At 73.0% G+C, this 22,861-nt stretch carries 14 protein-coding genes; 4 read left to right on the forward strand and 10 right to left on the reverse strand.

The annotated features are described in order from the left end of the window. Positions 1-139 precede the first annotated feature (139 nt). On the reverse strand, positions 140-718 hold the full coding sequence (locus ABZ857_RS08615) for a helix-turn-helix domain-containing protein (RefSeq protein ID WP_357039699.1): 579 nt from the start codon (positions 716-718) through the stop codon (positions 140-142). Between the two features lie 222 nt (positions 719-940). Here ABZ857_RS08615 and ABZ857_RS08620 point away from each other — a divergent pair, with 222 nt between their 5' ends. Continuing rightward, the gene (locus tag ABZ857_RS08620; RefSeq protein ID WP_357039702.1) at positions 941-2,377 is read left to right on the forward strand and encodes an MFS transporter; all 1,437 of its coding nucleotides are present in this window, start codon (positions 941-943) and stop codon (positions 2,375-2,377) included. Positions 2,378-2,401: 24 nt separating this feature from the next. Continuing rightward, entirely contained in the window at positions 2,402-3,289 is an 888-nt protein-coding gene (locus tag ABZ857_RS08625) for an oxidoreductase (protein ID WP_357039705.1), read from the forward strand. Positions 3,290-3,365: 76 nt separating this feature from the next. Here ABZ857_RS08625 and ABZ857_RS08630 read toward each other — a convergent pair whose 3' ends face one another. The 8 genes from ABZ857_RS08630 to ABZ857_RS08665 form a co-directional block, all read right to left on the reverse strand. Further along, entirely contained in the window at positions 3,366-5,060 is a 1,695-nt protein-coding gene (locus ABZ857_RS08630; protein WP_357039708.1) for an AMP-binding protein, read from the reverse strand. A 62-nt stretch (positions 5,061-5,122) separates the two neighbouring features. Further along, positions 5,123-6,469, reverse strand: a complete 1,347-nt coding sequence (locus tag ABZ857_RS08635) for a TIGR02679 family protein (RefSeq protein WP_357039710.1) — start codon at positions 6,467-6,469, stop codon at positions 5,123-5,125. Further along, positions 6,466-10,872, reverse strand: coding sequence for a TIGR02680 family protein (locus ABZ857_RS08640; RefSeq protein ID WP_357039713.1), 4,407 nt, complete (start codon positions 10,870-10,872; stop codon positions 6,466-6,468). The genes ABZ857_RS08635 and ABZ857_RS08640 overlap by 4 nt, the downstream gene beginning before the upstream one ends. Next, the gene (locus tag ABZ857_RS08645) at positions 10,869-12,377 is read right to left on the reverse strand and encodes a DUF2398 family protein (protein ID WP_357039716.1); all 1,509 of its coding nucleotides are present in this window, start codon (positions 12,375-12,377) and stop codon (positions 10,869-10,871) included. The genes ABZ857_RS08640 and ABZ857_RS08645 overlap by 4 nt, the downstream gene beginning before the upstream one ends. Then, on the reverse strand, positions 12,374-13,930 hold the full coding sequence (locus ABZ857_RS08650; protein ID WP_357039719.1) for a TIGR02677 family protein: 1,557 nt from the start codon (positions 13,928-13,930) through the stop codon (positions 12,374-12,376). Before ABZ857_RS08650 ends, ABZ857_RS08645 begins: the two co-directional genes overlap by 4 nt. Before the next feature lie 417 nt (positions 13,931-14,347). After that, positions 14,348-15,067, reverse strand: coding sequence for a haloalkane dehalogenase (locus ABZ857_RS08655; RefSeq protein ID WP_357039722.1), 720 nt, complete (start codon positions 15,065-15,067; stop codon positions 14,348-14,350). Positions 15,068-15,078: 11 nt separating this feature from the next. Next, on the reverse strand, positions 15,079-15,450 hold the full coding sequence (locus ABZ857_RS08660; protein ID WP_357039725.1) for a TIGR03618 family F420-dependent PPOX class oxidoreductase: 372 nt from the start codon (positions 15,448-15,450) through the stop codon (positions 15,079-15,081). Continuing rightward, entirely contained in the window at positions 15,447-16,262 is an 816-nt protein-coding gene (locus ABZ857_RS08665) for an NAD(P)H-binding protein (protein ID WP_357039728.1), read from the reverse strand. The genes ABZ857_RS08660 and ABZ857_RS08665 overlap by 4 nt, the downstream gene beginning before the upstream one ends. 286 nt (positions 16,263-16,548) lie before the next feature. Here ABZ857_RS08665 and ABZ857_RS08670 point away from each other — a divergent pair, with 286 nt between their 5' ends. Further along, positions 16,549-17,622 (forward strand): LacI family DNA-binding transcriptional regulator, encoded by a 1,074-nt coding sequence (locus tag ABZ857_RS08670; RefSeq protein ID WP_357039731.1) that lies wholly within the window; start codon positions 16,549-16,551, stop codon positions 17,620-17,622. Between the two features lie 168 nt (positions 17,623-17,790). Here ABZ857_RS08670 and ABZ857_RS08675 read toward each other — a convergent pair whose 3' ends face one another. After that, complete coding sequence (locus tag ABZ857_RS08675; protein WP_357039734.1) at positions 17,791-19,506, reverse strand: RICIN domain-containing protein; 1,716 nt, start codon at positions 19,504-19,506, stop codon at positions 17,791-17,793. An 855-nt stretch (positions 19,507-20,361) separates the two neighbouring features. Between ABZ857_RS08675 and ABZ857_RS08680 the strand changes: the two genes are divergently transcribed. Continuing rightward, positions 20,362-22,818: an N-acetylmuramoyl-L-alanine amidase gene (locus ABZ857_RS08680; RefSeq protein ID WP_357039737.1), complete on the forward strand. Its 2,457-nt coding sequence runs from the start codon at positions 20,362-20,364 to the stop codon at positions 22,816-22,818. Positions 22,819-22,861: the final 43 nt, after the last annotated feature.

Raw genomic sequence — 22,861 nt, forward strand, 5'->3', positions numbered from 1 at the left:
CGCCCGGCATTCCTGTTTTCCCGCCACCTTTCCCCCCACGGTGACGGCGGCGCATCGGCACCCCGCGGCACGGCCCGGGCGGCCGGCCCGGCCGCCGCCTGTCGTGACCGTTGCCCGGCCTGCCCCAGCGGGAACCGGTTCAGGCCGGACGGGCCCGGACGCCGTCGAGGGCCATGCCCAGCACTCGCTCTCGCTGGTCGTCGTCGACGAACCCGCCCCCGGTGATGCCGGAGATCATCCGCAGGACGTCGTCGAAGCTCACGTCGCCGCGGACCACCCCGGCCTCCCTCGCCCGCTCGAACAGCGGCTCCCCCGCCTCGTACATCGCGGCCCGGCTCGACCGCATCATCTCCGAGTCGCGGTTGAGCGCCTCGTAGATGGCCCGCTTGGTGGCCGCGTAATCCACGAACCGGCGCAGCCAGGCGGCCAGCGCCTCCCACGGCGGCAGGTCCGCGACCTGCCCCGCCGCGTTGCACAGCTCGTCGATCTCGTCCAGGTAGACGCTGTCGAACAGGTCCTGCCGGGTGGGGAAGTTGCGGTAGAGCGTGCCGATGCCGACACCGGCGCGCCGGGCGACGTCCTCCAGCGAGGCTCCCGTGCCGTGTTCGGCGAACGCCTCACGCGCGGCGGCGAGCAGCGCGTCGAAGTTGCGCCGCGCGTCGGCGCGCTGGGGGCGCCGCACCCTCGTCCGGGGGCCTTCGGCCGCCTTCTCGTTCACCGGGATCCTCCCGAGGTTGTATCGGAGGCATACCTCCGCTAATGTGGAGGCACGCCTCAACTTTAGCAGGCGGGCGTTCGCGTTCGCGGTGGCCCTGCTTCGCCACCCCCACCTCGCCGTCCCTGTCTATCGCCATTCATGCCGTTCAACCCTGCCCTCGGCCAGGGCGCCCTGACCCGGCCGCGCCGCGGCGCGCCGGTTCCTCCTGTCAGAAGGATGTCCATGTCACGCACCACCTCGCCGCGGCGGCTGACGTTCCTCGCGCTGTCCGCCGCCACGGCCGCGTTCTCCATGCTCCAATCCCTGGTCAGCCCCGTGCTGTCCACCATCCAGCACGACCTGCACACCGATCAGAGCACGGTGACCTGGGTGCTCACCGCCTGGCTGCTGTCCGCGTCCGTCGCCACACCCCTGATGGGCCGCATCGCCGACATGATCGGCAAGGAGCGCGCGCTGCTCGTCGCGCTGGCCGCCATCGCGCTCGGCTGCCTGGTCGCCGCCCTCGCCCCCAACGTCGGGGTGCTCATCGCCGGACGGGTCGTGCAGGGGCTCGGCGGCGCCGTGTTCCCCGTGGCGTTCGGGATCGTCCGCGACGAGTTCCCCGCCGCCCGGGTGCCCTCGATGGTCGGCGTCCTGTCCGCCGTCATCGCCACCGGAGGCGGCGTCGGAATCGTGCTGGCCGGCCCGATCGTCGCGGCCCTGGGCTGGCGGTGGCTGTTCTGGATCCCCATGATCCTCGTCGCCGCCACCGCGGTCCTGGCGTACCGGTACGTCCCGCGGTCCCCGGTCCGCACCCCCGGGCGGGTCAACTGGGCCGCCGCCGCGCTGCTGTCGGGCTGGCTGGTGACGCTGCTGGTCCCGCTCAGCGAGGCGTCCTCCTGGGGCTGGGGCTCGGCCGCCGTGATCGCGCCGCTCGCCGCCGCCGTGGTGCTGTTCGCCGCATGGATCGCGGTCGAGCTGCGCTCGCGCGACCCGCTGATCGACATGCGCATGATGCGGCTGCCGGCCGTGTGGACGACCAACCTGGTCGCGCTGCTGTTCGGCGCGGGCATGTTCGCCTCGTACGCCTTCCTGCCGCAGTTCATGCAGATCCCGCCGGAGGTCACCGGCTACGGCTTCGGGTCGAGCGTGACCGAGGCCGGGCTGCTGATGCTGCCGATGCTCGTCACGATGGCCGTCGCCGGCACGGTGAGCGGCCCGATCACCCGCGTCGTCGGGGTCAAGGCCCAGCTCGTGTGGGGGTGCGCGCTCGGCGCGCTGTCCAGCGCCGGCGTCGCCCTCTACCACGACCGGCCCTGGCAGCTCGCCGCCGCGACCGCCGTGTTCGGACTCGGGCTCGGTCTGGCCTACGCCTCGATGACCAACCTGATCGTGCAGAGCGTGCCGGCCGGCCAGACCGCCGTCGCCGGCGGAATGAACACCAACATCCGCACCATCGGGGGCTCCATCGGCACCGCCGTGGTCAGCTCCATCGTCACCGGCCACCCGCGCGCCGACGGCCTGCCGTACGAGTCGGGCTTCACCACCGGCTTCCTGGTGCTGGCGGCGACCCTGACGGCCACCGTCGCCGTGGCGCTGCTCGTTCCGGCGGCCCGCCGCCGTACGACGTCCGGCGCCGAGACGGCCGGGCGGGTCCCGGCGGGCGCCGGGGCGCGCTGAATTCGCGACAGAAAGGATCCGATCATGTCGAGGACCTGGCTCATCACCGGCGCGTCCCGAGGCCTGGGACGGGCGCTCGCCGAAGAGGTGCTCGAACGCGGCGACCGCCTGGTCGCCGCCGCGCGCCGGCCGGAGCGGCTGGACGGCCTCGTCCACGCCTTCGGCGACCGGGTGCGCGCCGTCCGGCTGGACGTCACCGACGCGGCCGCGGCCCAGCGCGCCGTACGGCTGGCCGTGCGGGAGTTCGGCTCCCTGGACGTGCTGGTGAACAACGCGGGGTACGCGAACTCCTCGCCCATCGAGGAGACCTCCGACGAGGACTTCCGGGCGCAGTTCGAGACCAACCTGTTCGGCCTCGTCACCATGACCAAGGCCGCGCTGCCGGTGCTGCGCGCCCAGCGGTCCGGCCACATCCTGCAGATCGGCTCCGTCGGCGGCCGGGTCGGCGGCACGCCGGGGCTCGGCGCCTACCAGGCGGCCAAGTTCGCCGTGGAGGGGTTCTCCGAGGTGCTCAACAGCGAGGTCCGGCCGCTGGGGATCACCGTGGTCATCGTCGAGCCCGGCGGCTTCCGCACCGACTGGGGCGGCTCGTCGATGCGCATCCCCCCGGTGGGACCCGACTACGAGGGGACCGTCGGCCGGGTCAACGCCTACCGGCGCGCGGCCGACGGCGCCCAGCCGGGCGATCCGCGGCGCGCGGCCAGGGTGATCGCCGGGCTGGTCGACGTGGACGATCCGCCGCTGCGGCTGCTGCTCGGCTCCGACGCGCTGCGCATGGCCGAGCAGGCGTCCCGCGTCCGTGCCGCCGAAGCCGAACGGTGGGCCGCCGTCAGCCGTTCCACGGACTTCGACGGGATCGTCGGGATCCCCGAGTCGGCCGTCTCGCGACTGCTCCCGCAGCACGCGCGCTGACGGCCCAGGCCCCTCTGCCCGGCCCCGCGTCCGCGCGGCCGGCCATGGGGGCCGGGCCTGTGGAGGGGCAGCCCGGTCAGGCGCGCAACTCGGGGAACTGGTCGTCCCGCCACTCCCCGGACGGCGGGGTTCCCGCGTCCGCGGCGTCGGTCTCCCTGGCCCGCAGCTCGACCCGCCGGATCTTCCCCGAGATGGTCTTGGGCAGCTCGGCGAACTCGATCCGGCGCACCCGCTGGTACGGCGCGAGCCTCTCGCGGGCGTGCCGCAGGATGGCCGCGGCGGTCTCCCTGTTCGGCTCCCAGCCCGCGGCCGGCACCACGTACGCCTTCGGCACGGCGAGGCGGATCGGGTCGGGGGCGGGCACGACCGCCGCCTCCGCGACGGCGGGGTGCTCGATGAGCACGCTCTCCAGCTCGAACGGCGAGATCTTGTAGTCGGACGCCTTGAACACGTCGTCGGTGCGTCCCACGAAGGTGATCGAGCCGTCGGCGTCCCGGACCGCGACGTCACCGGTGTGGTAGAGACCCTCGGACATGGCCCCCTCGTCGCCGTCCAGATATCCGGTCATCAGGTTGACCGGGCGGGCGGCGAGGTCGAGGCAGATCTCGCCCTCGTCCGCGGGCCGGCCGGTCACGGGATCGACGACGACGACCGGGACGCCGGGAAGGGGACGGCCCATCGAGCCCGCCTTCACGGGCACGCCGGGCGTGTTGGCGATCAGCGCGGTCGTCTCGGTCTGGCCGTACCCGTCGCGGACGGTCAGCCCCCACGCCCGCTCCACCTGGGCGATGACCTCGGGGTTCAGCGGCTCCCCCGCGGCGACCGCCTCACGCAGGCCGCCCGGCCCGTCCCCGAGGTCGGCCTGGATGAGCATCCGCCAGACCGTGGGCGGCGCGCAGAAGGTGGTCACCCCGGCGCGGCGGATCTGCCCGAGCAGGGCGGCGGCGTCGAAGCGGGAGTAATTGTGCACGAACACCGTCGCCTCGGCGTTCCAGGGCGCGAAGAAGCAGCTCCAGGCGTGCTTGGCCCAGCCGGGCGAGCTGATGTTGAGGTGGACGTCGCCCGGTCGCACGCCGATGAAGTACATCGTCGTCAGGTGCCCCACCGGGTAGGACACCTGGGTGTGCCGCACGAGCTTGGGCCTGCTCGTCGTCCCCGAGGTGAAGTACAGCAGGAGCGGGTCGCCGGGGGAGGTCCGGGCCTCGAACGGCTCCGGCTCCGGCATCGCGTAGGCGTCGCCGTACCGGAGCCATCCGGCCGCCTCGCCCACGCAGACGCGGCCGTACTCTCCCGGCACGCCGTCGAACTTGTCCGTGTCGGCCGCGTTGGCGATGACGTGCCGGACACGTCCTCGCCGTACGCGGTCGGCGAGGTCCGCCGTGCCCAGGGCGGTGGTCGCCGGCATGATCACCGCGCCGAGCTTCATCACCGCCAGCATCGACTCCCACAGCTCGACCTGGTTGCCGAGCATCAGCAGCACGTGGTCGCCCTTGCCGACCCCCTGGGCGGCCAGCCAGGCGGCCACCCGATCGGAACGGCCGGCCATCTCGTCGAAGGAGTAGCGCCGCTCGGAGCCGTCCTCCTCCACGATCCACAGCGCCGTACGGGCGTTTCCCCGCGCGATGGCGTCGAACCAGTCCGTGGCCCAGTTGAACCTGTCGCCGAACACCGGCCAGGCGAACTCACGTGCCGCCCGCTCGGGCTCCTCCCCTAAGCGGAGCAGCAGGTCACGGGCTTCCCGGAAGACATGGGTGCTGGTCGTCTCGCTCACGCGGAACTCCTCATCGTCGAAGCGGTCCCAGCCGTCAACGTACGGCCGTCCCACGCACCGTGTCAGCCCCCCAAGATCTGCATGCGGAGATCGGCGAGCAGCGGATCGGCGACGGCCTCCTCGTAGACCGCGCTCCCATGCTCGCTCATCGCGTCCGCGAGGCCGGGATCCCAGGGCGTCGGCACCGGCCGCCCGGAGAGCCGGACGCGCTCCTCGTCGTCACCGGCCTCCCCGCCGCCGACCTCCCCGCCGCCGGCCTCCGCGTTACGCGGCTTCCCGTTGCCGGCCTTCCCGTCGCCGGCGAGACCGGCGAGATAGTCGGCGGCGGTCATGCGCCACGGCTCCGCGCCGTGCCGCCGCACGACGGCGCCGGCCATGTCCACTCCCGGCCAGTCGAAGTCGCCGTGGTAACGCAGGCGGGCCCCGTCGCGCACGGCGATCGCCGCCAGCCGGTGGAAGGCCGTCGAGGGGCGTCCCTCGGTGCAGATGAGGGGCGGGCATCCCGGCCCCAGCTCCGCCGCCGCCCGCCGCAGGACGGCCGGGTTCTCGCAGACGTGGACGACGGGAACACGCAAGTCGAGCGGGAAGGTGTTCAGCTGGTGGAGCGTGACCTGGAACGGCGTGCCGAAGCGGGCGGCGCCGGTCAGCCACTCCCCCAGCCCCTCGCCCTCCGCCGGCAGGTTCAGGACGAGGATCCGGCTGGCGAGATCGTCGACGACGACCTCGTAGCGGTCCCACAGTGCACGGCGCTCCTCGGCCGTGCCCGGGAGCGGAACGCCCGCGCGGATCGCGAGCGCCCGCAGGACCAGGGTGGACAGGGTGGTCCGATGGTTGAGGGCCTTGGGGTCGTCGGTGACCTCGGCGGCCAGTCCGGCGAGGGTGACCGGCACGCCGCCCTCGGGCCGGTCCTCCAGGAACTCCAGGACGCGGACGGCCTGCGCGAGCACGCCGACGGTCTCCGGGCGCGCGACGAGCCTGCCCACCGTGCCGTTACGACTCACCGCGCCCAGCCAGGTGCGGAACCACTCGGCGCTCTCGTGCAGCGGGCTCTCCTCCGCGGGCCGCAGGGCCTCACGCCTGGTGGCGAGGGCGCGGGCGGCTTCGGCGGGGTGGTTCGCCAGTGGGCGGCCGTCGATCGCCTCCAGCAGCCCGGCGAGGCTGAGCTCGGTGCCGGCGCGGACGACGGCGTCGAGATCGCGCAGCGTCACCCGGATGCGTTTGACGCTCGGGTCGCGGTAACGGCCGGTGATGCCGATGATCGCATTGCGCTCAGCCTCGCCCTGAACCTCGACGCTGACCGTGGCGTCCAGGCTGCCGCCGTTGTTCTCCAGGCCGCGCCGCGCGGCGCGGAGCAGGCGCCGGTACTCCGCCCCCCGGTAGCGCTCCACGGCATCCGAGGCCGAGGTCATATCGCGGCCTCCGCGTCGTCGGGTTCCTCGTCGCCGTCGGCGGCGAGGAGAGTGCCCTCGGTGAGGGCGGGGGCGCGGCGGCCCGGCCGGAAGCCGAGCAGCGTCTCGGCCAGCTCCTCGTTGCCGGAGAAACCGGCGTCGGCGTCGATGGTCTGGGCGCCGTCCCAGAGCATCAGCATCGCCGACACCGCGTGCGCGCTCTTGTCGTGGTGCATGTCGTAGTGCGCGGCCATCGGCACGGTGTCGAAGTGGACCCACAGGTCGTGGCCGGTCATGAACAGATCGAGGCCGAACTTCACGGTCAGGCCCAGCAGCTCGGGCTTGTACCGGTCGTCGATGCCGGCGAACGCCTCGTCCAGCGCGATCATGCGCGGGCAGGTGGGCTTGGCGGACGAGTAGAGGGCGTTGGCCGCGGCGAACAGCGGGAGGTGGATGGCCGCCGACTTCTCCCCGCCGGACATCTCCTCGTGCTTCGCCCGGGTGAGCTTCACCTCCTTCTCCCCCGGCACGGCCAGCACCAGCTCGAAGCCGTACCAGGTGCGGTAGTCGAGCACGTCGGCCAGGGCCTGCCTGTACGTGGCACGCGGATGGGCGGCCCGGTAGTCGCGGATCATCTCCCGCAGCAGGCCGCGCAGCTCGGCCAGCCCGGCCGCGCCGAGCCCCTGCGCGTCCCGGTCGAGGAGCCGCGAGACCGCGACCTGCCGATCGTTCAGCCTGTCGGAGCGGCCCCATCGGATGCCGATCCTGGTGCCGGACGACATGGGCCGCGACCGGGTGTCGTCGTTCATTCCGCGCACCAGGTCGCGCGCGGTGCGGACCCGGTCGTGCACCTGCTGGGCGAGCGCCGTGAGCAACTCGTCCTCCAGCACCGTCCGCTCCCGCTCCTCAAGCAGCATTCCTTGCTCCTGGACGCGGTCGGCGACCCGCCGGGCGAACGCGGCGACCGGATTGCGTCCGCCCTCGTCGCTGACGTAGACCATGACGACGCCGGTGGGGTCGTGCTCCAGGCGGTAGTCCTCGGCGCAGCCGTCCAGCGCGTCCTGGAAGGTCCGCAGCGAGGCCGACAGCCGGCTCGCGGCGTTCTTGAGCGTGCCCTCCCCCGGCACGCGGATGTCGGCCATCTCCGTGGCGAAGGCGTCCAGCAGCGCGGCCACGTCTCCCGGCAGCACCCGGCCGACCAGGGCGGCGGGATCCGGCGGCGGTCCGTCCCCCTCTCCAGGGCCAGGGTGGGCGGACAGCTCCGCCGCCACCGACGCGGCCGCCTCCGCCGGCTCGGGCCAGCCGACGTGGGCGGGCCACGGCGCCGTGGCGGTGACGCCGAGCAGCGGGCGCAGCTCCAGGTGCGCGTACGGCCCGAACGACGCGACGTGCTCGAAGAGGTGCCCGAGCGCCTGGCCGAGGGATGCCTGGCCGTGCTTGAGATCGTTCTGGGCGACGATCAGCGCCTCGTTCTCCCGCGCGGCCGTGGCGGTGTGCTCCTCGCACCGCCGGCGGACCTCGGCGAGGCGGCGCTCGGCCTCGTCGACCTGGGCGAGCACCTCGCGCAGCGGGGCGTCCAAGGCCTCCTCGCCCGCCCTGAGCTCCTCGGCGTCGGCCCGATGCTCCCGCTCCTTGTCCTCCAGAGCGCGGGAGTCCACGTCGTGCCGCTCGCGCTGCCGTGCGATCGCCGCCTGGCGGGACGCCAGGTCCCGCTCCTCGGACGCGGCCCGCTCACGGCCGTCGTGCAGCCGCTGCGCCGTGGTGAGGAAGTCGTCGACGGCCCGTGCGACCGCGTCGACCTCCTGTTCCGCGACGGGCATGCTCCTTTCCGCCGCGACCTGGCGCAGCCGCCGGCGTGCCGCGTCGACCTGGGCCACCGCGGCGTCGAGGTCGCGGCGGCGGTCCGCGAGCGCCGACCGCGCCTGGGCCAGCAGCGCGGACTCCTGCGACACGCGGGCGACGGCCTCGACGACCGCCGTGGCGGGCGGAAGCTCCCGCCGGGCCCGGGCGAAGTCCTCCAGGCGGCGGTTCGCGCGCGCCAGATCCCGCTCGGCGTCCTCGTGCGCCAGGCTCGTCTCGCCGATCACCTCGTCGCACTCGGCGAGCCTGGCCGCGCGGCGGTTGGCCCGGTTCGTGGCGCCGATGTACTCGGGCGACGGCTTGGGCCGGGCGCCGAGGAGCAGGCCCAGGCCGAACTGGGCCCGGCCGGTCACGATCGGCGCCGGTCCGCCCTGTTGATCCCGGCGGGGCGTGATCGTGTCGGACACCGCGACCGACCGCAGCACGTCCGCGACGACCGCCGCCGGCACCAGGTCCTGCTCCTCCGGCACGAGGACGTCGGCGAGCGTCCGGCCCGACGGGCGGCTCTCCTCGGGCAGCGGGAGCAGGTAGCCGTCGGATTCCAGGACCGCGACCGCGTCGAGGGTGTGCCGTTCCTCCGGGTGCACCCAGGCGGTCAGCAGCCCCGCGCCGTACAGGGCGCCTTCGAGACCGGCAGCCTCCTTCTCGTCGAGGCCGTCGGCGAACCGGACGAGCCGCCACAGGGGCGCCCCTGGGCGTCCCTCGCGGTCCGCCGTCCTGCGGTCGTCGTGCGGCGGCGCCTCGTCGCGTTCCGCCGCGATCTCCTCGCGCTCGCGGCGCAGGCGGACGAGGTCGGCGGCGAGGTCGCGCACCCGGGCGGACAGGCGTTCGGCGGACCTGGCCGCCTCCGTCCGCCGTTCCTCGGTCCGCACGCTGTAGACCTCGGCAGGCGACGGCGCCCCGGCGTCGCCGGCGCGGGCGAGGGCCTCCGCCAGCGCCTCCACGTCGGCGGGCCCGGCCACCGCCTCGCCGTCCTCCAGGTATGCGTCCCCCCGGCGCTCGTTCACCGGACGCGCGTCCTCCGCGTATACGTCCTCCGGGCGCTCGTTTGCCTGGGGCTTTGACGAACGGGCCCAGCGGTCGGCCCAGGCGTCGAGCGCCTCCCGCGCGAGGCGGCGCGCCGTCGCCAGCGCGGCGTCGGCGGCCTCGCAGCGCGATTCCCGTTCCGCGACGTCCTTGTCCGCCTTGTCCCGGTCGGTCTCCGCCCGCAGGCGGTCCCGCTCCGCCCCGGACACCTTCGCGATCTCGTCGCGGACCTTCGCGACGTCGTCCCGGCGGGCGGCGGCACGTGCCCTCGCCGTCGTGAGCAGGTCCTCCCCCGTGTCGGCCGGGCCGTCCCCGTCGTGGGAGACGCCGGCCCGCTCCGCCGCGTCGGCGAGGTCGGTTGCGTGGCGGACGATCGCCGCCCGTGCGCCCTCCAGCCGCTCCGCGAGTTCGCCGGCCTCGCCTTCCAGGGCGGCCAGGTGCTCGGCGCCGTCCGCCAGCCGGGCGCGCTCCCGTTCGATCTCCTCGCCCGTCTTGGCGATCTGGCGGCGACGCAGCTCCAGCTCGCCCCGCGCGCGGTACGCGTCGTCCGCGCGCAACGCGGCGAGGCGGCGCTCCAGCCCTTCCCGCTCGGCCTCGGCCGCGGCGGCCGCCGCCGAGGCGGCCTCGCGTGCGGCCGCGGCCCTCTTCCGCGCATCCTCGGCCCGCACGAGCGTGCGGGCGTGCTCCACCGCGCCGTCCATCTCGGTGTGGATGCGGGCGAGCCGGGCCTTCGCGTGAGTGCGCAGGTAGGCGACGTAGTCGGTCAGGAACGCGCGTACGGCCGCGTCCGCGACGGCGAAGTCGTCGAACTGCTTCTGGACCGCCGCCAGGTTCTCGAAGTCGCGGGCCGCCTGGTCGACGAGCTCCTCGTCGATGGGGCTGAGACCCGAGGTGAGCGTGGCCGAGACCTTGTCGGGGTCGAGGTCCTTGGCCAGCAGCGGGCGGCGCAGCGCCAGCAGCAGGTCGAGAAGCTGGGTGTAGCGCTCCCTGCCGAGCCCGAACAGCCGGGCGTCCACCGCGTCCCGGTAGTGCGTGGCGGTCTCGCTGTGGGCGTCCGGCCCGAGGACGGCCTTGAGCTGCCGCTCGGTGAGCGGCCGGGAGTCGGGCGCGAGCAGCCCGAAGTCGACGCCGAGGCGCTTGTCGGTGACGAAGAACGAGGTCCGCACCCCGTCCCTGTGCCGGTGCGCGCGGATTCCGATGATGAGGGTGACCGTCTCGTCGGTCTCGGCGGGCTCCGCCCCGATCCCCCGCCGGGCGAACTCCATCCACACGTAGCCGTACTCGGCCTCCTGCCCCCGGTAGAGCAGGTTGGACTTCATCGTGCGGTTCTCGCCGCTGAACGGGTCGAGCCGCCGGGCGTCCGCGACACCGTCGAGGATGAAAGGGAAGAGCACCTCCAGCGCCTTGGTCTTGCCCGAGCCGTTGTGCCCGCGCAGGACCAGACGTCCGTCGGCGAAGACGAACTCCTCGTCCACGTAGTCCCAGACGTTGATCACTCCGGCTCTGCTGGGCTGGAACCGGTCGGGCGGCGGCGTCATCGCTCCTCCTCCTGCGTGGACGAAACCTCCTGCGTGGACGGATCCCTCTGTGTGGACGGATCCCGCTGCGCCGGCGGGGCCTCCGATACCGGCGGATCCTCCGGCGCCGACGGATCCTGCTGCGCCGACGGGTCCTTCTGCACGGGCGAGCCGGGCAGTGCCAGCGACAACTGGCCGCCCGAGGTCCGGGTGGGCAGGGCGGCCCGGATGTTCCGGTATCGCAGCGCGGCGGGCAGGACGAGCACGCCGCCCGGCACCGGCCTGAGCAGCATCAGGTCAGCGAGGAAGCCGACGACGGCGTCGAGCAGCCCTCGGGGGTCCTGCTGCCAGGTGGTGGTGAACGAGGCCGCCCCGAACTCGTCGTACAACTCGGTCGTCATCGCCTCGAGGCGGCTGCGCTCCACGAACGGCGCCTCGGCAGGCGCGGGCCGGTCACCGGAGGACGGCTCGGCCTCGGACGGCGACCAGGCGAGCTCGGCGACGATCCCGTCCCGGGGCAGCCCCGCGTCCATCCGTGCGACGAGATCGGCCTGGTCGTCGGCGAGCGCGGGTACGGGCAGAGGCTCCGGCACGTGCTCGGGATCCTCCAGCAGGTCGGCGATCTTCGCCAGCAGGAGTCCCGCCGCCCGGCTCACCGCGTTGCCCCGGCCCGGGAACGGCCGGTCGGTGAAGACGCCCCCAGGGTCGGCGAGCATGACGCCCTCCGCGCGCCGTTCCAGGACCAGGCCGGTGAACCGGACGAGGTCCTCGGCGAGACCCGGGGCACGCAGCGCGTCGGCCACCTCGGGCTCGACGTCCGCGTAGTACACCACGGGGAACTCGACGAGCAGCCGCCGCGCCCTGCGGGCCGGGTTCGAATGCGGCGGCTCGTGCACAAGGCCGGCCGCGCTGGTGAGGTGCTGGACGGGCCGGGCAGGCTTGAACAGCACCGCGCAGATGTCGTGGTCGATGTCGTACAGCGCGTCGCCGCGTTCGGTGTCGCGCGCCCACCACTCCAGGCTGCCGTCGGACAGCCGGAGCGCGCCACGGTCCACCAGCCAGCCCAGCACGTCGACGATGGCGGCCTTGTGCGATCCGATCGCGGGGTCGAAGCCGAGACCGTCGATGGAGGTGGCCAGCGGTGTGAAATTCCGCACCAGCTCCGCCAGGCTGATCTCGATGCGGGAGCGCTGGAACGACCCGAGGACCAGGCACAGGTAGGCGAGCCTCCGGCGGTCGAACGGCTTGCCCTTGCGGGAGAAGATCGATCGCTGTGTGTCGTCCAGGACGTCGAGGCGGCGGACCAGGCGCACGTGGTGGGTCGTGGCGATCAGCGTGTAGCCGAGCAGTTCGCGGAAGTCGCGCGTCATCTCGTCGGCCCAGCGCAGCACCTGGTCGAGCACGCCGGGCCGCGGCCGCTCCTTGGTGATCAGGTCGCAGGTCAGCACGCGGCGGACCGCCTGCTGGTAGGAGCCGAGATCGGCGACGGAGACCCCGGCGGCGGCCCGGGCGCGAGGACTCGTCACCTGGAACCTCCTGCCTTCGAACCTGCCTTCGAACCCGTCACCGGCGTCCGCCCGGCGATCTCGACCCGGACCCCGGGCAGGTGGAGCAGTCCCTGCGTGGTGCGCACGGCGCTCCCGGTGTCGCACGGCACGAGCCGGATCATCACGGCGTCGTCGGCGCCGGAGCCCCTCTTCAGCCGGCCGGCGACGACCGTCCGTCCCTCCAGCGCCCGCGTCATCAGTTTCAGCAGGACGCGGGTCTCGGACTCGTCGAGCACCCGCCCGTGCGCGCCCAGCTCCGCCAGGTGGCCGGCGGCCGCCCGCTCGGCCGCGCGTTCCGCGGCCTGCTCGCGGCGCAGCGCCGCCCGCGCGCCGGGGTTGCCGCGCACCGGCGCGGGCACGCCCGGGGTGGGTGCCTTCCCACTGCGGAAGAGCGTGACCGACACCTCGACCCCCGGCGCGTCCCACCAGGTCGCCCTGGGCGAGATCTGTTCGGTGTCCTCATGGGCGGCGCCCAGGTGCCGCGCGCCCCGCAGGTTGAACGCCGCGCCCATCAGCGCGTGCGCGGCGCCCTCGTCCGGCGCGTTCCAGACCCACTCGGCCAGATGCCGCAACTGGGTGGCCCGGTTGACGCCACCGCGCTGCGCCTCCGAGATCTGCCGCAACAGCGCGATCACCCCCGACACCGCGATGCGCGTGGCGTTGCGCAGCTCCCCCGCGCGGGACTCCTGCGATCCCTCGGGGGCGAACCACGCCCGCAGGGCGGACCAGCGGCGGCGCCAGTCCTCCAGCCGCTCGTGCCGACTCATGAAGGGCCGCTCGTCCGCGGCCGCCGCGCGGTCGAGCAGGGAGGCCAGGCCGCTCGCCTCGACGTCACGCACGGCCGTGGCCAGGCGGGGCAGGTAGCGGTCGAGCTCCGCCATGAACTCGGACATGTGCGTCAGCAGGGCGTTCTTGTAGCGGAGGAACGTCTCGGGAGAGGCGTCGGTGGACCGGATGATCTCGCCGAGTGTCACGTGGAAGTGCGCGGAGCGGCGTCCCATGTCCTCCATCACCGAGTCCAGACGGGACAGCCTGCGGTAGACCTGCTCGCCCTCCCCCGCGCGGTTGGCCGCCGCGAGCGTCTTGAGGTCCTCCAGGATGTCGGAGAAGACCAGCCGCGACAGGTTGGCGTCCTGGATGCGGGCCGCGAGCAGTCCCTCGACCGAGGTGTACGCCCAGTAGCCCAGCTCGCTGAACTGGTAGACCGACTGCCTGTTGCGGTAGCGGACCAGGTTGCCGGCCCGGGACGCGTCGTCGAACCGGTGCACCACCCCGTCCAGGTACAGGGCGTCGAGCCGGTCGCGCAGGTTGCCGTCGAACGTCGGGACCTCGTCGTGGAGCCGGGCCAGCTCGTTCAGGGCCGCCTGCACCTCCCCGGCGTCCACCTGGACCTGGTGCACCTCACGCAGCCGGTCCATCGCCCGCAGGACCCAGAGATAGGCCACATGGTCGTCGCGCCTGGTGAAGTTGAACAGCCTGAACCGATCGCTGATCGCCAGCGCGTCGAGGTCCAGCGCCCTGCGGTCCGCCATCCGGCCCCCCAATCCGTGTCGCACCCGCCCGATCGCGGAGTCCCGCCCACGAGAGGCGGGCGGGGCTCCGCGTGCCGAGACGACCGTATTGGAGGGCACCGACAGTTGCGACCTGCCCCGGGCGTCCGCGGGCGATCCGCCTTCGGATCACCGGAAGCAGGAGTCGGCCCAGATGGTCTGGGGACCGGCGCCGGCTCTCCTGGTCGGGCCCGCCTCGGCCCGAGGCGCGCGTGGAACGTGCACGCCCCGGCACCTGGAGACCCGGACGCCCGGGTGTCACCGGAGCCCGTGCGCCTGCGCCCAGTCCCGCGACGGCCGCGGCGATCAGCTCGGGGTGGTCTTCCGGGGTGTGGTGCCCCGCGACCTCGTCGTACTGCCGGATCTCGAGGCCGGCCATGGTGGAGGCGCACCAGTCGATCATGTCCTGGTGCACCATCGTGCCGGGTCCGGGCGCGAAGGCGAGCAGCAGCTTCGGCACCTCCGGGCTGGCGGCCAGCCATGCGTCGTACGCCTCCACGCGTGCCACCACGTCGGCGGGCTCGCCGCCCAGCGGCATCGAGCGCGCCACCGCAGCAGCGGCAGGCGGCTCTCCCTGGTCGGGTACGGCTTGCGGTAGACGGCGAGGTCGCTCTGGCCGATCGGGGTGGAGACGGTGCCCGGCAGTCCCTGTTCGATGAATGCGTCGTCGTCCAGGATCATCTTCTCCCCGACGCCGTCCGTCTTGATCGCCGCGAACAGCTCCCGGCCGCCTTCGGGGAACTCCTCCCAGCTCATCGGCTTGACGATGGTCTCGGTGAAGGCGATTCCCCGCACCCGGTCCGGGTGGCGGGAAGCCCAGTCGAAGGCCAGTGCGCCACCCCAGTCGTGGCCGACGAGGACCACATCGCGAAGGGCGAGGGCGTCGAACCAGGCGTCCAGGTAGCGCGCGTGATCCGCGAAGGTGTACGCGATGTCGGGCTTGCCGGAATCACCCATGCCGATCAGGTCGGGCGCCAGCCGGCGGCCCTCGCCGATCGCGGGGATGACGTGCCGCCACAGGTGGGATGAGGTGGGGTTGCCGTGCAGGAAGACCATCGGCGCACCGGAACCGATGTCGCGGTAGTGGATGGTGGAGCCGAGAACGCGCTGAACAGGCACGACAGGTCCTTTCAGATGTCGAGCTTCATCGTTCGATCGACCGCGATCCCGATGACGACGCGGCCGGGCGGGTTGGGCGGGGCGACGCCGTAGCGTCCGGCGTAGCGACGGACCGCCTCGCCGACGCGGCCCGGGTCGTCGTCGACGGCGGCGGAACCTTCGAGGGTGACCCAGCGGAACCCGTCCACCTGGCAGAGGGCGGCACGGCCGCCCTCCGCCAGGTTCCGGGCCTTGCGCGAGGAGGCCACGGAAGGCACGCGGGCCAGGGCCGCTCGGGAATCCCAGGTGAAACGCACGGCCACCACGTGCGGCGAGCCGTCGGGGCGAAGGGTGGTCAGGGTCGCCACGCGCGACTCGGCGAGGAACGCCTCGATCGGGCTCATCGGAAGGCGGCGACGTTGCGACCGGCCCAGTCGGCGAAGGACAGGGGCGCACGGCCGAGGACCCGCTCGACGTCCGGGCTGACCCGCAGCTCGGCCTCCGTCGGCTCGCCCAGGATGGCGAGCGTCCCCTCCACCACCTGCTCGGGCATGAACCCCAGCATCTGCGCCCGCGCCTCCTCCCGGGTCTGCTCGGCGAACCGCACCGGCGCACCCAGTGCGGCGCCGATGGCCGCCGCACGTTCCCGCGGCGTCGCCTGCGCGGGTCCGGTCAGTTCATAGGTGCGGCCCACGTGCCCGTCCTCGCACAGGACCACAGCGGCGACCTCGGCGATGTCGGCCGGGTCGACGGTCGGCAGGCCGATGTCGCCGAACGGGGCGGCGACGGCGTCGCCGCGTCGGATGGACTCCGCCCAGGCGTAGGCGTTGGAGTGGAAGCCGCCGGGCCGCAGGATCGTCCACTCCAGGCCGGACCGGCGCACCGCGTCCTCGAAGGCGGCGGGGTGGCGGTAGAACTCCGGTCTGGTCCCCGCCCCCTGCGAGGACAGCAGCACGACCCGCCGGACCCCGCCCGCCCGGGCGGCGTCGAGGATCGCCTGCGGGTCCTGACCGGCCACCAGCAGGAACAGCGCGTCCGCACCGTCGAAGGCGTCCTTCAACCCGGCGGGGTCGTCCAGGTCTGCTCGCACATGCCGTACGCCCCGGGGCGGTTCCGCGGCCCGCCGCGAGACGGCGGTCACCCGCTCACCCGCGGCGGTGAGCAGCGCGACCAGTGGGCGTCCGACGTTCCCGGTGGCACCCGTAACCACGATCATTGTTACTCTCTTCCTTCTTAGTTAGTTGGCTGACTGATAAGAGACCGTAGCGGCTCATGAGCCGCTTGTCGACTCTTGGACGGCCGGCCGGCTCAGTAGTACGGCGAACGTGCGCGACCCCACCCGCGCCCGCCGGGGTACGGCTGCAAGCGCGACCCGCTCGCACTATGAAGTCACCCCACCCGGCCTTCCGGCGCGACGAACGCGGGCGGCCCGATGCCGGCGCAGGACGCGGCGAGGAAAATCGACGACGAGGCGAACGCCGCCATCAAGTAGGCTCTCACCCATGGGGGTTACCGGTAACATGCCAGCCGACGACGCTCCGCGCGGCCGGTCCGCGAGCATCTGGGACGTCGCCCGGGTCGCCGGTGTCTCCCAGCAGACCGTCTCCCGTGTCATCAACGGCAAGGCCCGGGTCAGCGAGTCGACCCGGGCCAAGGTCCTGCAGGTCATCGCCGAGCTGGGCTACCGGCCGAACCGGCTGGCGCAGGCGCTGGCCGGCGGTCCGGTGCGCTCGGTCACCGTGCTCACCTCCGACACCGCCCTGTACGGGGCGGCCGCCACGCTGCGTGGCATGGAGGAGGCGGCCAGGACAGCCGGCTTCTCCGTGGGGATAAGCGTGCTGGAGCGTGACTCCGACCAGACGGACATCGCCCTGCGGCTCAACCGGCCGGGCGAGGCGGTCATGGTGATCGCCTTCGACGAGGCGGGCGTGCGCGCCCTCCGGGCGCTGCCGCCCGACGTCCCGGTGGCGGCGGCCGTGGAGCGCCGCCCGGACGGCACCGCCGATGGCGCCACCGACGGCACGCAGGACGGCAACCCCTGGCAGGTCTGGCTCGACGACAGGGCGGCCGCCGCCCACGCGACCCGCTACCTGCTCGGCCTCGGGCACCGGACGGTCCACTATGTGGCCATCCCGTCCACCACGAGCGTGCTGCCGCAGCGCACCCAGGGCTGGCAGGACGCGCTGCGCGCGGCCGGGCGCCCGGTGCCCGAGCCGCTGCACGGCGGATGGACCCCGCGTTCGGGCTATCTCGCGGTGCGCTCCCTGCTGGCGAACCGCTCGGTGACGGCCGTCCTGTGCGGCAACGACGACCTCGCGCTCGGGGTCATGCGGGCCGCGCGCGAGGCCGGGCGGGACATCCCCGGCGACCTCAGCGTGGTCGGCTTCGACGACTCCCCGCCCTCGGCCTATCTGAACCCCTCGCTCACCACTGTGCGGCTCGACTTCGAGGGGCTCGGCCGCGCCTGCTTCGGCCTGCTGCACCGCAGACTGGAGCCTCGGTCGGCCTCTCCCGTGCCCGCGTGGAGCGAGCCTGAGCTCATCGTGCGGGAGAGCAGCGGCCCCGCACCGGCCTGACCTCCCCCGTTGCGCGCAACGAGGGAGAGCCCGTCACCGTCCGCCGGCGCACTGGTCCACCTCGTACGGGAGTGACGCGCCGGCTCGCCTCGACGGCGAATCGGCGCGTCCCCATCGGCGCGCCCCTGGCCGCGGTACGGCACCGCGGCCAGGGGATCGGCATCGGAATCAGCGCGGGGTGAGAACCAGGCGGTAGGCGCCGCCGGCGTTCTGGTTCGCGATCGGGATGGTGACGCTGCCGTTGGTGACGGTGTAGGCGTTCGACCACACCTGCGTCGGTCCCGACACGTTCGTGGTGCGTCCCGATCCGGGCACGGACTCGAGGGTGGCGGTGACCGAGGAGCCCAGCCCGCCGATGCCGTCCACGCGGATGGAGCTGTTGCCCGACTGCCCGCCGAAGACGATGCTCACGGTCCTGCTGCCGCTGTCGTAGGCGGCCACGGCGTCGTTGGACGTGGTCGGGGTCACCTTCACGATGTTGCCGGTCTGGTCGGCGTACCACTTGTACATCCAGTACGACGCCGTCGGCTGCCCGTTGTACAGCAGGCCGTTGAGCGTGCCGGCCTCGTACCAGAACGCGCGCTCCGCGTCGCGGACGCCCGCGCGCTCGAACTGCGCCACGTAGTGGTTCGCGCTGCTGGGGACGTCGATCTCGCCGGTCGCGGCGTACTCGTTGATGGAGATGGGCCGCGGAGATATGCCGAGCTCACGCTCCAGATTGCGGTAGGCCTGGACGTTGCCGGTCACCTGCTGCCATCCGCTCAGCTCGTGCCACGACACGACCTGCGGCAGCGTGTTCGTCGCCTTAGCGTTGGTCAGGAAAGACCGCATCCGGTTGACGTCCCAGTATGAGTAGCTGGGTCCCATGATGGCCGTATTCGGCTCGCTCTGCCGGATGCGCTGGTAGGTGCGCACCCACCCGTCGTTGAAGGAGACGCCCGACGCCGAGGGCCAGGTCCAGTCGGGCTCGTTCCACGGCTCCCAGGCGTCGATGTTGGTCACGCCCGCCGACTTCGCCGCCGCGATCATCTTGTCGATCCGGCTGTACCAGTCGTTCCAGTTCGTCCAGTTGTACGGGAAGCCGTCGAAGCTGTCGGCCATGTCGACCGTGATCACGGCGCCGATGGCGGCGGCGTTCCGCCAGACGTTCAACGTGTCGCCGATCGGGACCGGGGAGCCGTTCGGCCGGTGCTGATGCAGCGGCGGCGGCTGCCGGAGCTGGTGCAGCTTCAGCGGCTGCATGATCGACACCGGCGGGGTGTTCGCGTCGGACAGGCCGTACAGGGTGCCGGAGCCGACGCGGGTGACCGGGCGCACGACGGTGCCGGCGTCGACGACGAGGGTGGCGCCACCGCCGGTCGTGGTGCTCCACTTCTGGTTGCTCTGCCCGTTGCAGGTCCACAGGATGACCGCGGTGCCGTTGGCCGTGCCCGCGTGGTCGACGTCCAGGCACAGCCCCGACTGGACTCCGGTGACGGAGCCGTCGGAGTTCTGCCGCCACTTCTGGTTGTTCTGGCCGTTGCACGACCAGATGACGACCTGCGTGCCGGGCGAGGTCTGGTTGTTGTAGGCGTCCACGCACCGCGTGCCGTTCAGCGTCCGCAGCTCGCCGGCCGAGGTGAACTCGAACGCCTGGTTGGCCTGGCCGTTGCAGTCCCAGATGTCCAGGATCGTGCCCAACGTGTCGACGTTGCCCTTCACGTCCAGGCACCGCCCGGAGGCGGCGCTGACCAGCGGCGCGGTGGCCGCCGACGCCGGGGGCGCGGGTGACGCCACCAGCCAGGCGAGGGCGGTGACGATCGCCGTGAGGACGGCGGCGACGGTGGGCCGGCGCCGTCGCCGGGCCGCCGCATGGGCGGATGACTCGACGGGTGCCTCGTGCATGTCTCTTCTCCTCGGGGGAGCCGCTGATGTGGGAGGACTTCGCGGGTAGGAGGGCCAGGATGCGGAGCGGTGCGGGACGGGGGCGCGGGAGGGGCTGTGCGGGACGGAGCGGAGCAGTGCGGGACGGGGCGGTGCGAGACACGGCGGAGCCGGCCGCTCGGGCGGGCCGCCGCGGGCTCTGCGAGTGGGTGCTTACCGGGAAATGAGGCCTGTGCGTTATCGGTAACACAATCGTTTAGGGCGTCCCTCTCCCCCTGTCAAGACCGCCCTCGGCCTCGCCACCGTTACCGCACGTGAAAGAGCCCGGAAGGCGTGAAACCTTCACACCCACCCGGTTCCGCCCGCCTCCGATGTTGACCTGATCAGGTGATACCGATAACATCAGGCACTGATCTTTTCCCTGCCGGCCCCGTCCCCGGTGGTGACGCACGCGTCGCGGGCCGCGGGTTCGAACCGGACAGGCGACGGGGCAGGGCCGAGGACGGGGCACCTGCGACGTCGTCGAGACGGGCCCGGCCCCTGCGGTCACCGTCGACACGGGCGCGTCGTACCTGCCGGTCAACCGCGACAGCGGCAATGCCCTCAAAGTCTGGGAATCGCCCACCTCCGACGGTGGCCGTATCTCGCGGTACGCCGACCTCGACGGCACCCACCAGCAGCGGCAGCTCGTCGAGGTCACCGCCTATCCCGACCCGGGCCACGTTTCGGCGAGGATTTTCATCTGACTCAATATGTCTGGCGAAAAGTTACGATCTCGACGAGATTTGCGTGGCGCTCTGGCGTACGCCCGCGCGCGGCGGTGTGATTGCCCCGGCCTGATCCCCCCACAGGCATTCGAGAAGGGGTCGCACAACGTTGAGAACTCCACATCGCGGCATCGCCGTCGCGGTCGCCGCGGCGGCTTCGCTGTTCCCCGCGGCGCCGGCCGTCCTGGCCTCCACCTCCACGGCAGGGCCGCGGGTCTCCTGCACGGCGACGCTGTCGGCGCCGACGCGTGAGGCGGCCTTCGGCGAGGCGGCCAAGGCGACGGGCGTGCCCGAATCGCTGCTGAAGGCCGTGGCATACATGCTGTCGCGGTGGGACGACCACCAGGGCAGGCCGAGCTCCGACGGCGGCTACGGCGTGTTCGACCTCGGCGACCGGGCGCCCGAGGCCTGGGACGGCGCGGACAAGGGACGAGCGACCGGCGCCAAGAGCCAGATCTCGGCGGCGGCCGAGCTGACCGGCCTGACGGCCGAGGCGTTGCGCCGGGAGCCGAACGCCAACATCTGCGGCGGTGCGGCACTGCTGGCGTCCTACCATCACGGCGGCGACGGCCTGGGCTCCTGGCGGGAGGCCGTGGCCCGGTTCGGCGCGAAGAACGACTTCGTCCGGCAGGTCTACCAGACCCTGCGCACCGGCGAGAGCCGCGTCACCACCGACGGCCAGACGGTGACCCTCTCCGCCGACGACTCGATCGCCCTGCCGCCCGCGCGGCTCGCCGCCGGCGCGGGCGTCGACTGCCCGTCCGGCCTCGACTGCGAGTGGCTGGAGGCGCCGTACGCCAAGCGCGTCCCGGCCGACCCGGACAACACCACACGCTACGGCAACCACGACATCGCCGACCGGACCGGGCCGGGCGGGCCGAAGCTCGACTACATCGTCATCCACGACACCGAGGGCTACTACGAACCCTCGGTGCGGTCGGCTCAGGATCCGACCTATCTCGCCTGGAACTACACCATCCGCTCCGCCGACGGCCACATCGCCCAGCACCTCGACCCCAAGGACGTCGGCTGGCACGCCGGCAACTGGTACGTCAACATGCACGCCATCGGCATCGAACACGAAGGCTTCGCCGGAACCGCCACCTGGTTCACCGAGTCCATGTACCAGACATCGGCCGCCCTGGTGAAACACCTCGCGCAGAAGTACGGCATCCCCCTCGACCGGGCGCACGTCATCGGCCACGACCAAGTCCCCGGAACCGTCCTCGGCGCCACCACGAGCATGCACTGGGACCCCGGCCCCTACTGGGACTGGGACCACTACTTCACACTGCTCGGCGCCCCCATCGGCGGCGAACGGGCGGCCACCACCGACGTCGCGCCGGGCGATGTCGTGGAGGTGCGCACCGGTTACCAGGACAACCCGCAGCCGCTGACCGGCTGCGCCGCCGCCTCCCCGCACTCCCCCGACTGCGTCCCCGGGGCCGGCACCAACTTCCTGCCGCTCTACCAGTCGCCGTCCGAGACCGCGCCGCTCGCCGCCGACCCCGGCTGGAAACCCGGCTCCACCGCGGGCACGACCTATGTGAGCGACATCAGCGCCCGCGTCGTCTCCGGCCACAAACTCGTCGTCGCCCAGGTCCAGGGCGACTGGCTCGGCGTATGGTGGGCCGGCTCCCTGGCCTGGCTGCACAACCCCGCCGACCGGCCCGTCGTGGTCCGCACCCAAGCCAAGACCGTCACCGTGAAAACCGGAGCGACCACCCCCGCCTCCGTCTACGGCCGCGCCTACCCCGAGCCGACCGCCTACGCCGGCACCGGCATCCCGGTCCAGGCCCTGTCACCGCTGGAATACAAGATCCCGGTCGCCCAGACTTATGCCGTCAGCGACGACGACGTCGTCACCGACTACTACCGAGCGACCACCTTCGACGGATCCGCACCCGGCGACCGCACCGACCTCAAGGGCCAGGACCGCTACTACCAGCTCTGGTACGCCCACCGCCAGGTCTTCGTCCGCGCCGCCGACGTGGACCTCCACGACGCGCGGCGGTCGCCGGTGTCCACCACCGCACCGCCGGTGATCAGCGGGGCCGCCAAGGTCGGCGGGGAGCTCACCGCCTCACCCGGCACCTGGTCGCGGCAGGTGACGGGCTTCACCTACCAGTGGTTCGTGGACGGCAAGGCCGTCTCCGGGGCCACCGAGTCCACGTACCGGCCGGGTGTCGCGGACCTCGGCAGGACCGTGGTCGTCGAGGTGACCGTCGACGACCCGTACTTCGCGGCCACGTCGGCCAGGTCGGCGGCCACCGCGCCGGTCGCGCCGGGGACGTTCACCTCGGCCGAGCCACCGGCCGTGACCGGAACGCCCAAGGTCGGCCGTACCCTGCGGGCGTCCCCCGGCACGTGGACGCCGTCGCCCGAGAAGGTCACCTACCAGTGGCTGCGCGACGGCGTCCCGGTCAAGGGCGCCACGGGGCGGACCTACCACCTCACGGGCCACGACCGCGGCGCCCGCATCGCCGTACGGGTGACCGTGTCGGCGAGGGCGTACGCGAAGGCCACCGCCACCTCCGCGGCGACCCGGCCGGTGACCTCCCGATGAACGGGTGACTCCTGACGGAACGGCCGGCCGGGGAGGGCGATCC

It is taken from the genome of Microbispora sp. NPDC046933 (assembly GCF_040644635.1).
In the GTDB taxonomy this organism is placed as follows: Bacteria; Actinomycetota; Actinomycetes; order Streptosporangiales; family Streptosporangiaceae; genus Microbispora.

Bases quoted from the DNA above. Each gene is read 5' to 3' on its own strand.
- ABZ857_RS08640 (WP_357039713.1), bottom strand. From the start codon at position 10,872: ATGACGCCGCCGCCCGACCGGTTCCAGCCCAGCAGAGCCGGAGTGATC.
- ABZ857_RS08670 (WP_357039731.1), top strand. From the start codon at position 16,549: ATGGGGGTTACCGGTAACATGCCAGCCGACGACGCTCCGCGCGGCCGG.
- ABZ857_RS08650 (WP_357039719.1), bottom strand. From the start codon at position 13,930: ATGGCGGACCGCAGGGCGCTGGACCTCGACGCGCTGGCGATCAGCGAT.
- ABZ857_RS08675 (WP_357039734.1), bottom strand. From the start codon at position 19,506: ATGCACGAGGCACCCGTCGAGTCATCCGCCCATGCGGCGGCCCGGCGA.
- ABZ857_RS08620 (WP_357039702.1), top strand. From the start codon at position 941: ATGTCACGCACCACCTCGCCGCGGCGGCTGACGTTCCTCGCGCTGTCC.
- ABZ857_RS08665 (WP_357039728.1), bottom strand. From the start codon at position 16,262: ATGATCGTGGTTACGGGTGCCACCGGGAACGTCGGACGCCCACTGGTC.
- ABZ857_RS08660 (WP_357039725.1), bottom strand. From the start codon at position 15,450: ATGAGCCCGATCGAGGCGTTCCTCGCCGAGTCGCGCGTGGCGACCCTG.
- ABZ857_RS08625 (WP_357039705.1), top strand. From the start codon at position 2,402: ATGTCGAGGACCTGGCTCATCACCGGCGCGTCCCGAGGCCTGGGACGG.
- ABZ857_RS08635 (WP_357039710.1), bottom strand. From the start codon at position 6,469: ATGACCTCGGCCTCGGATGCCGTGGAGCGCTACCGGGGGGCGGAGTAC.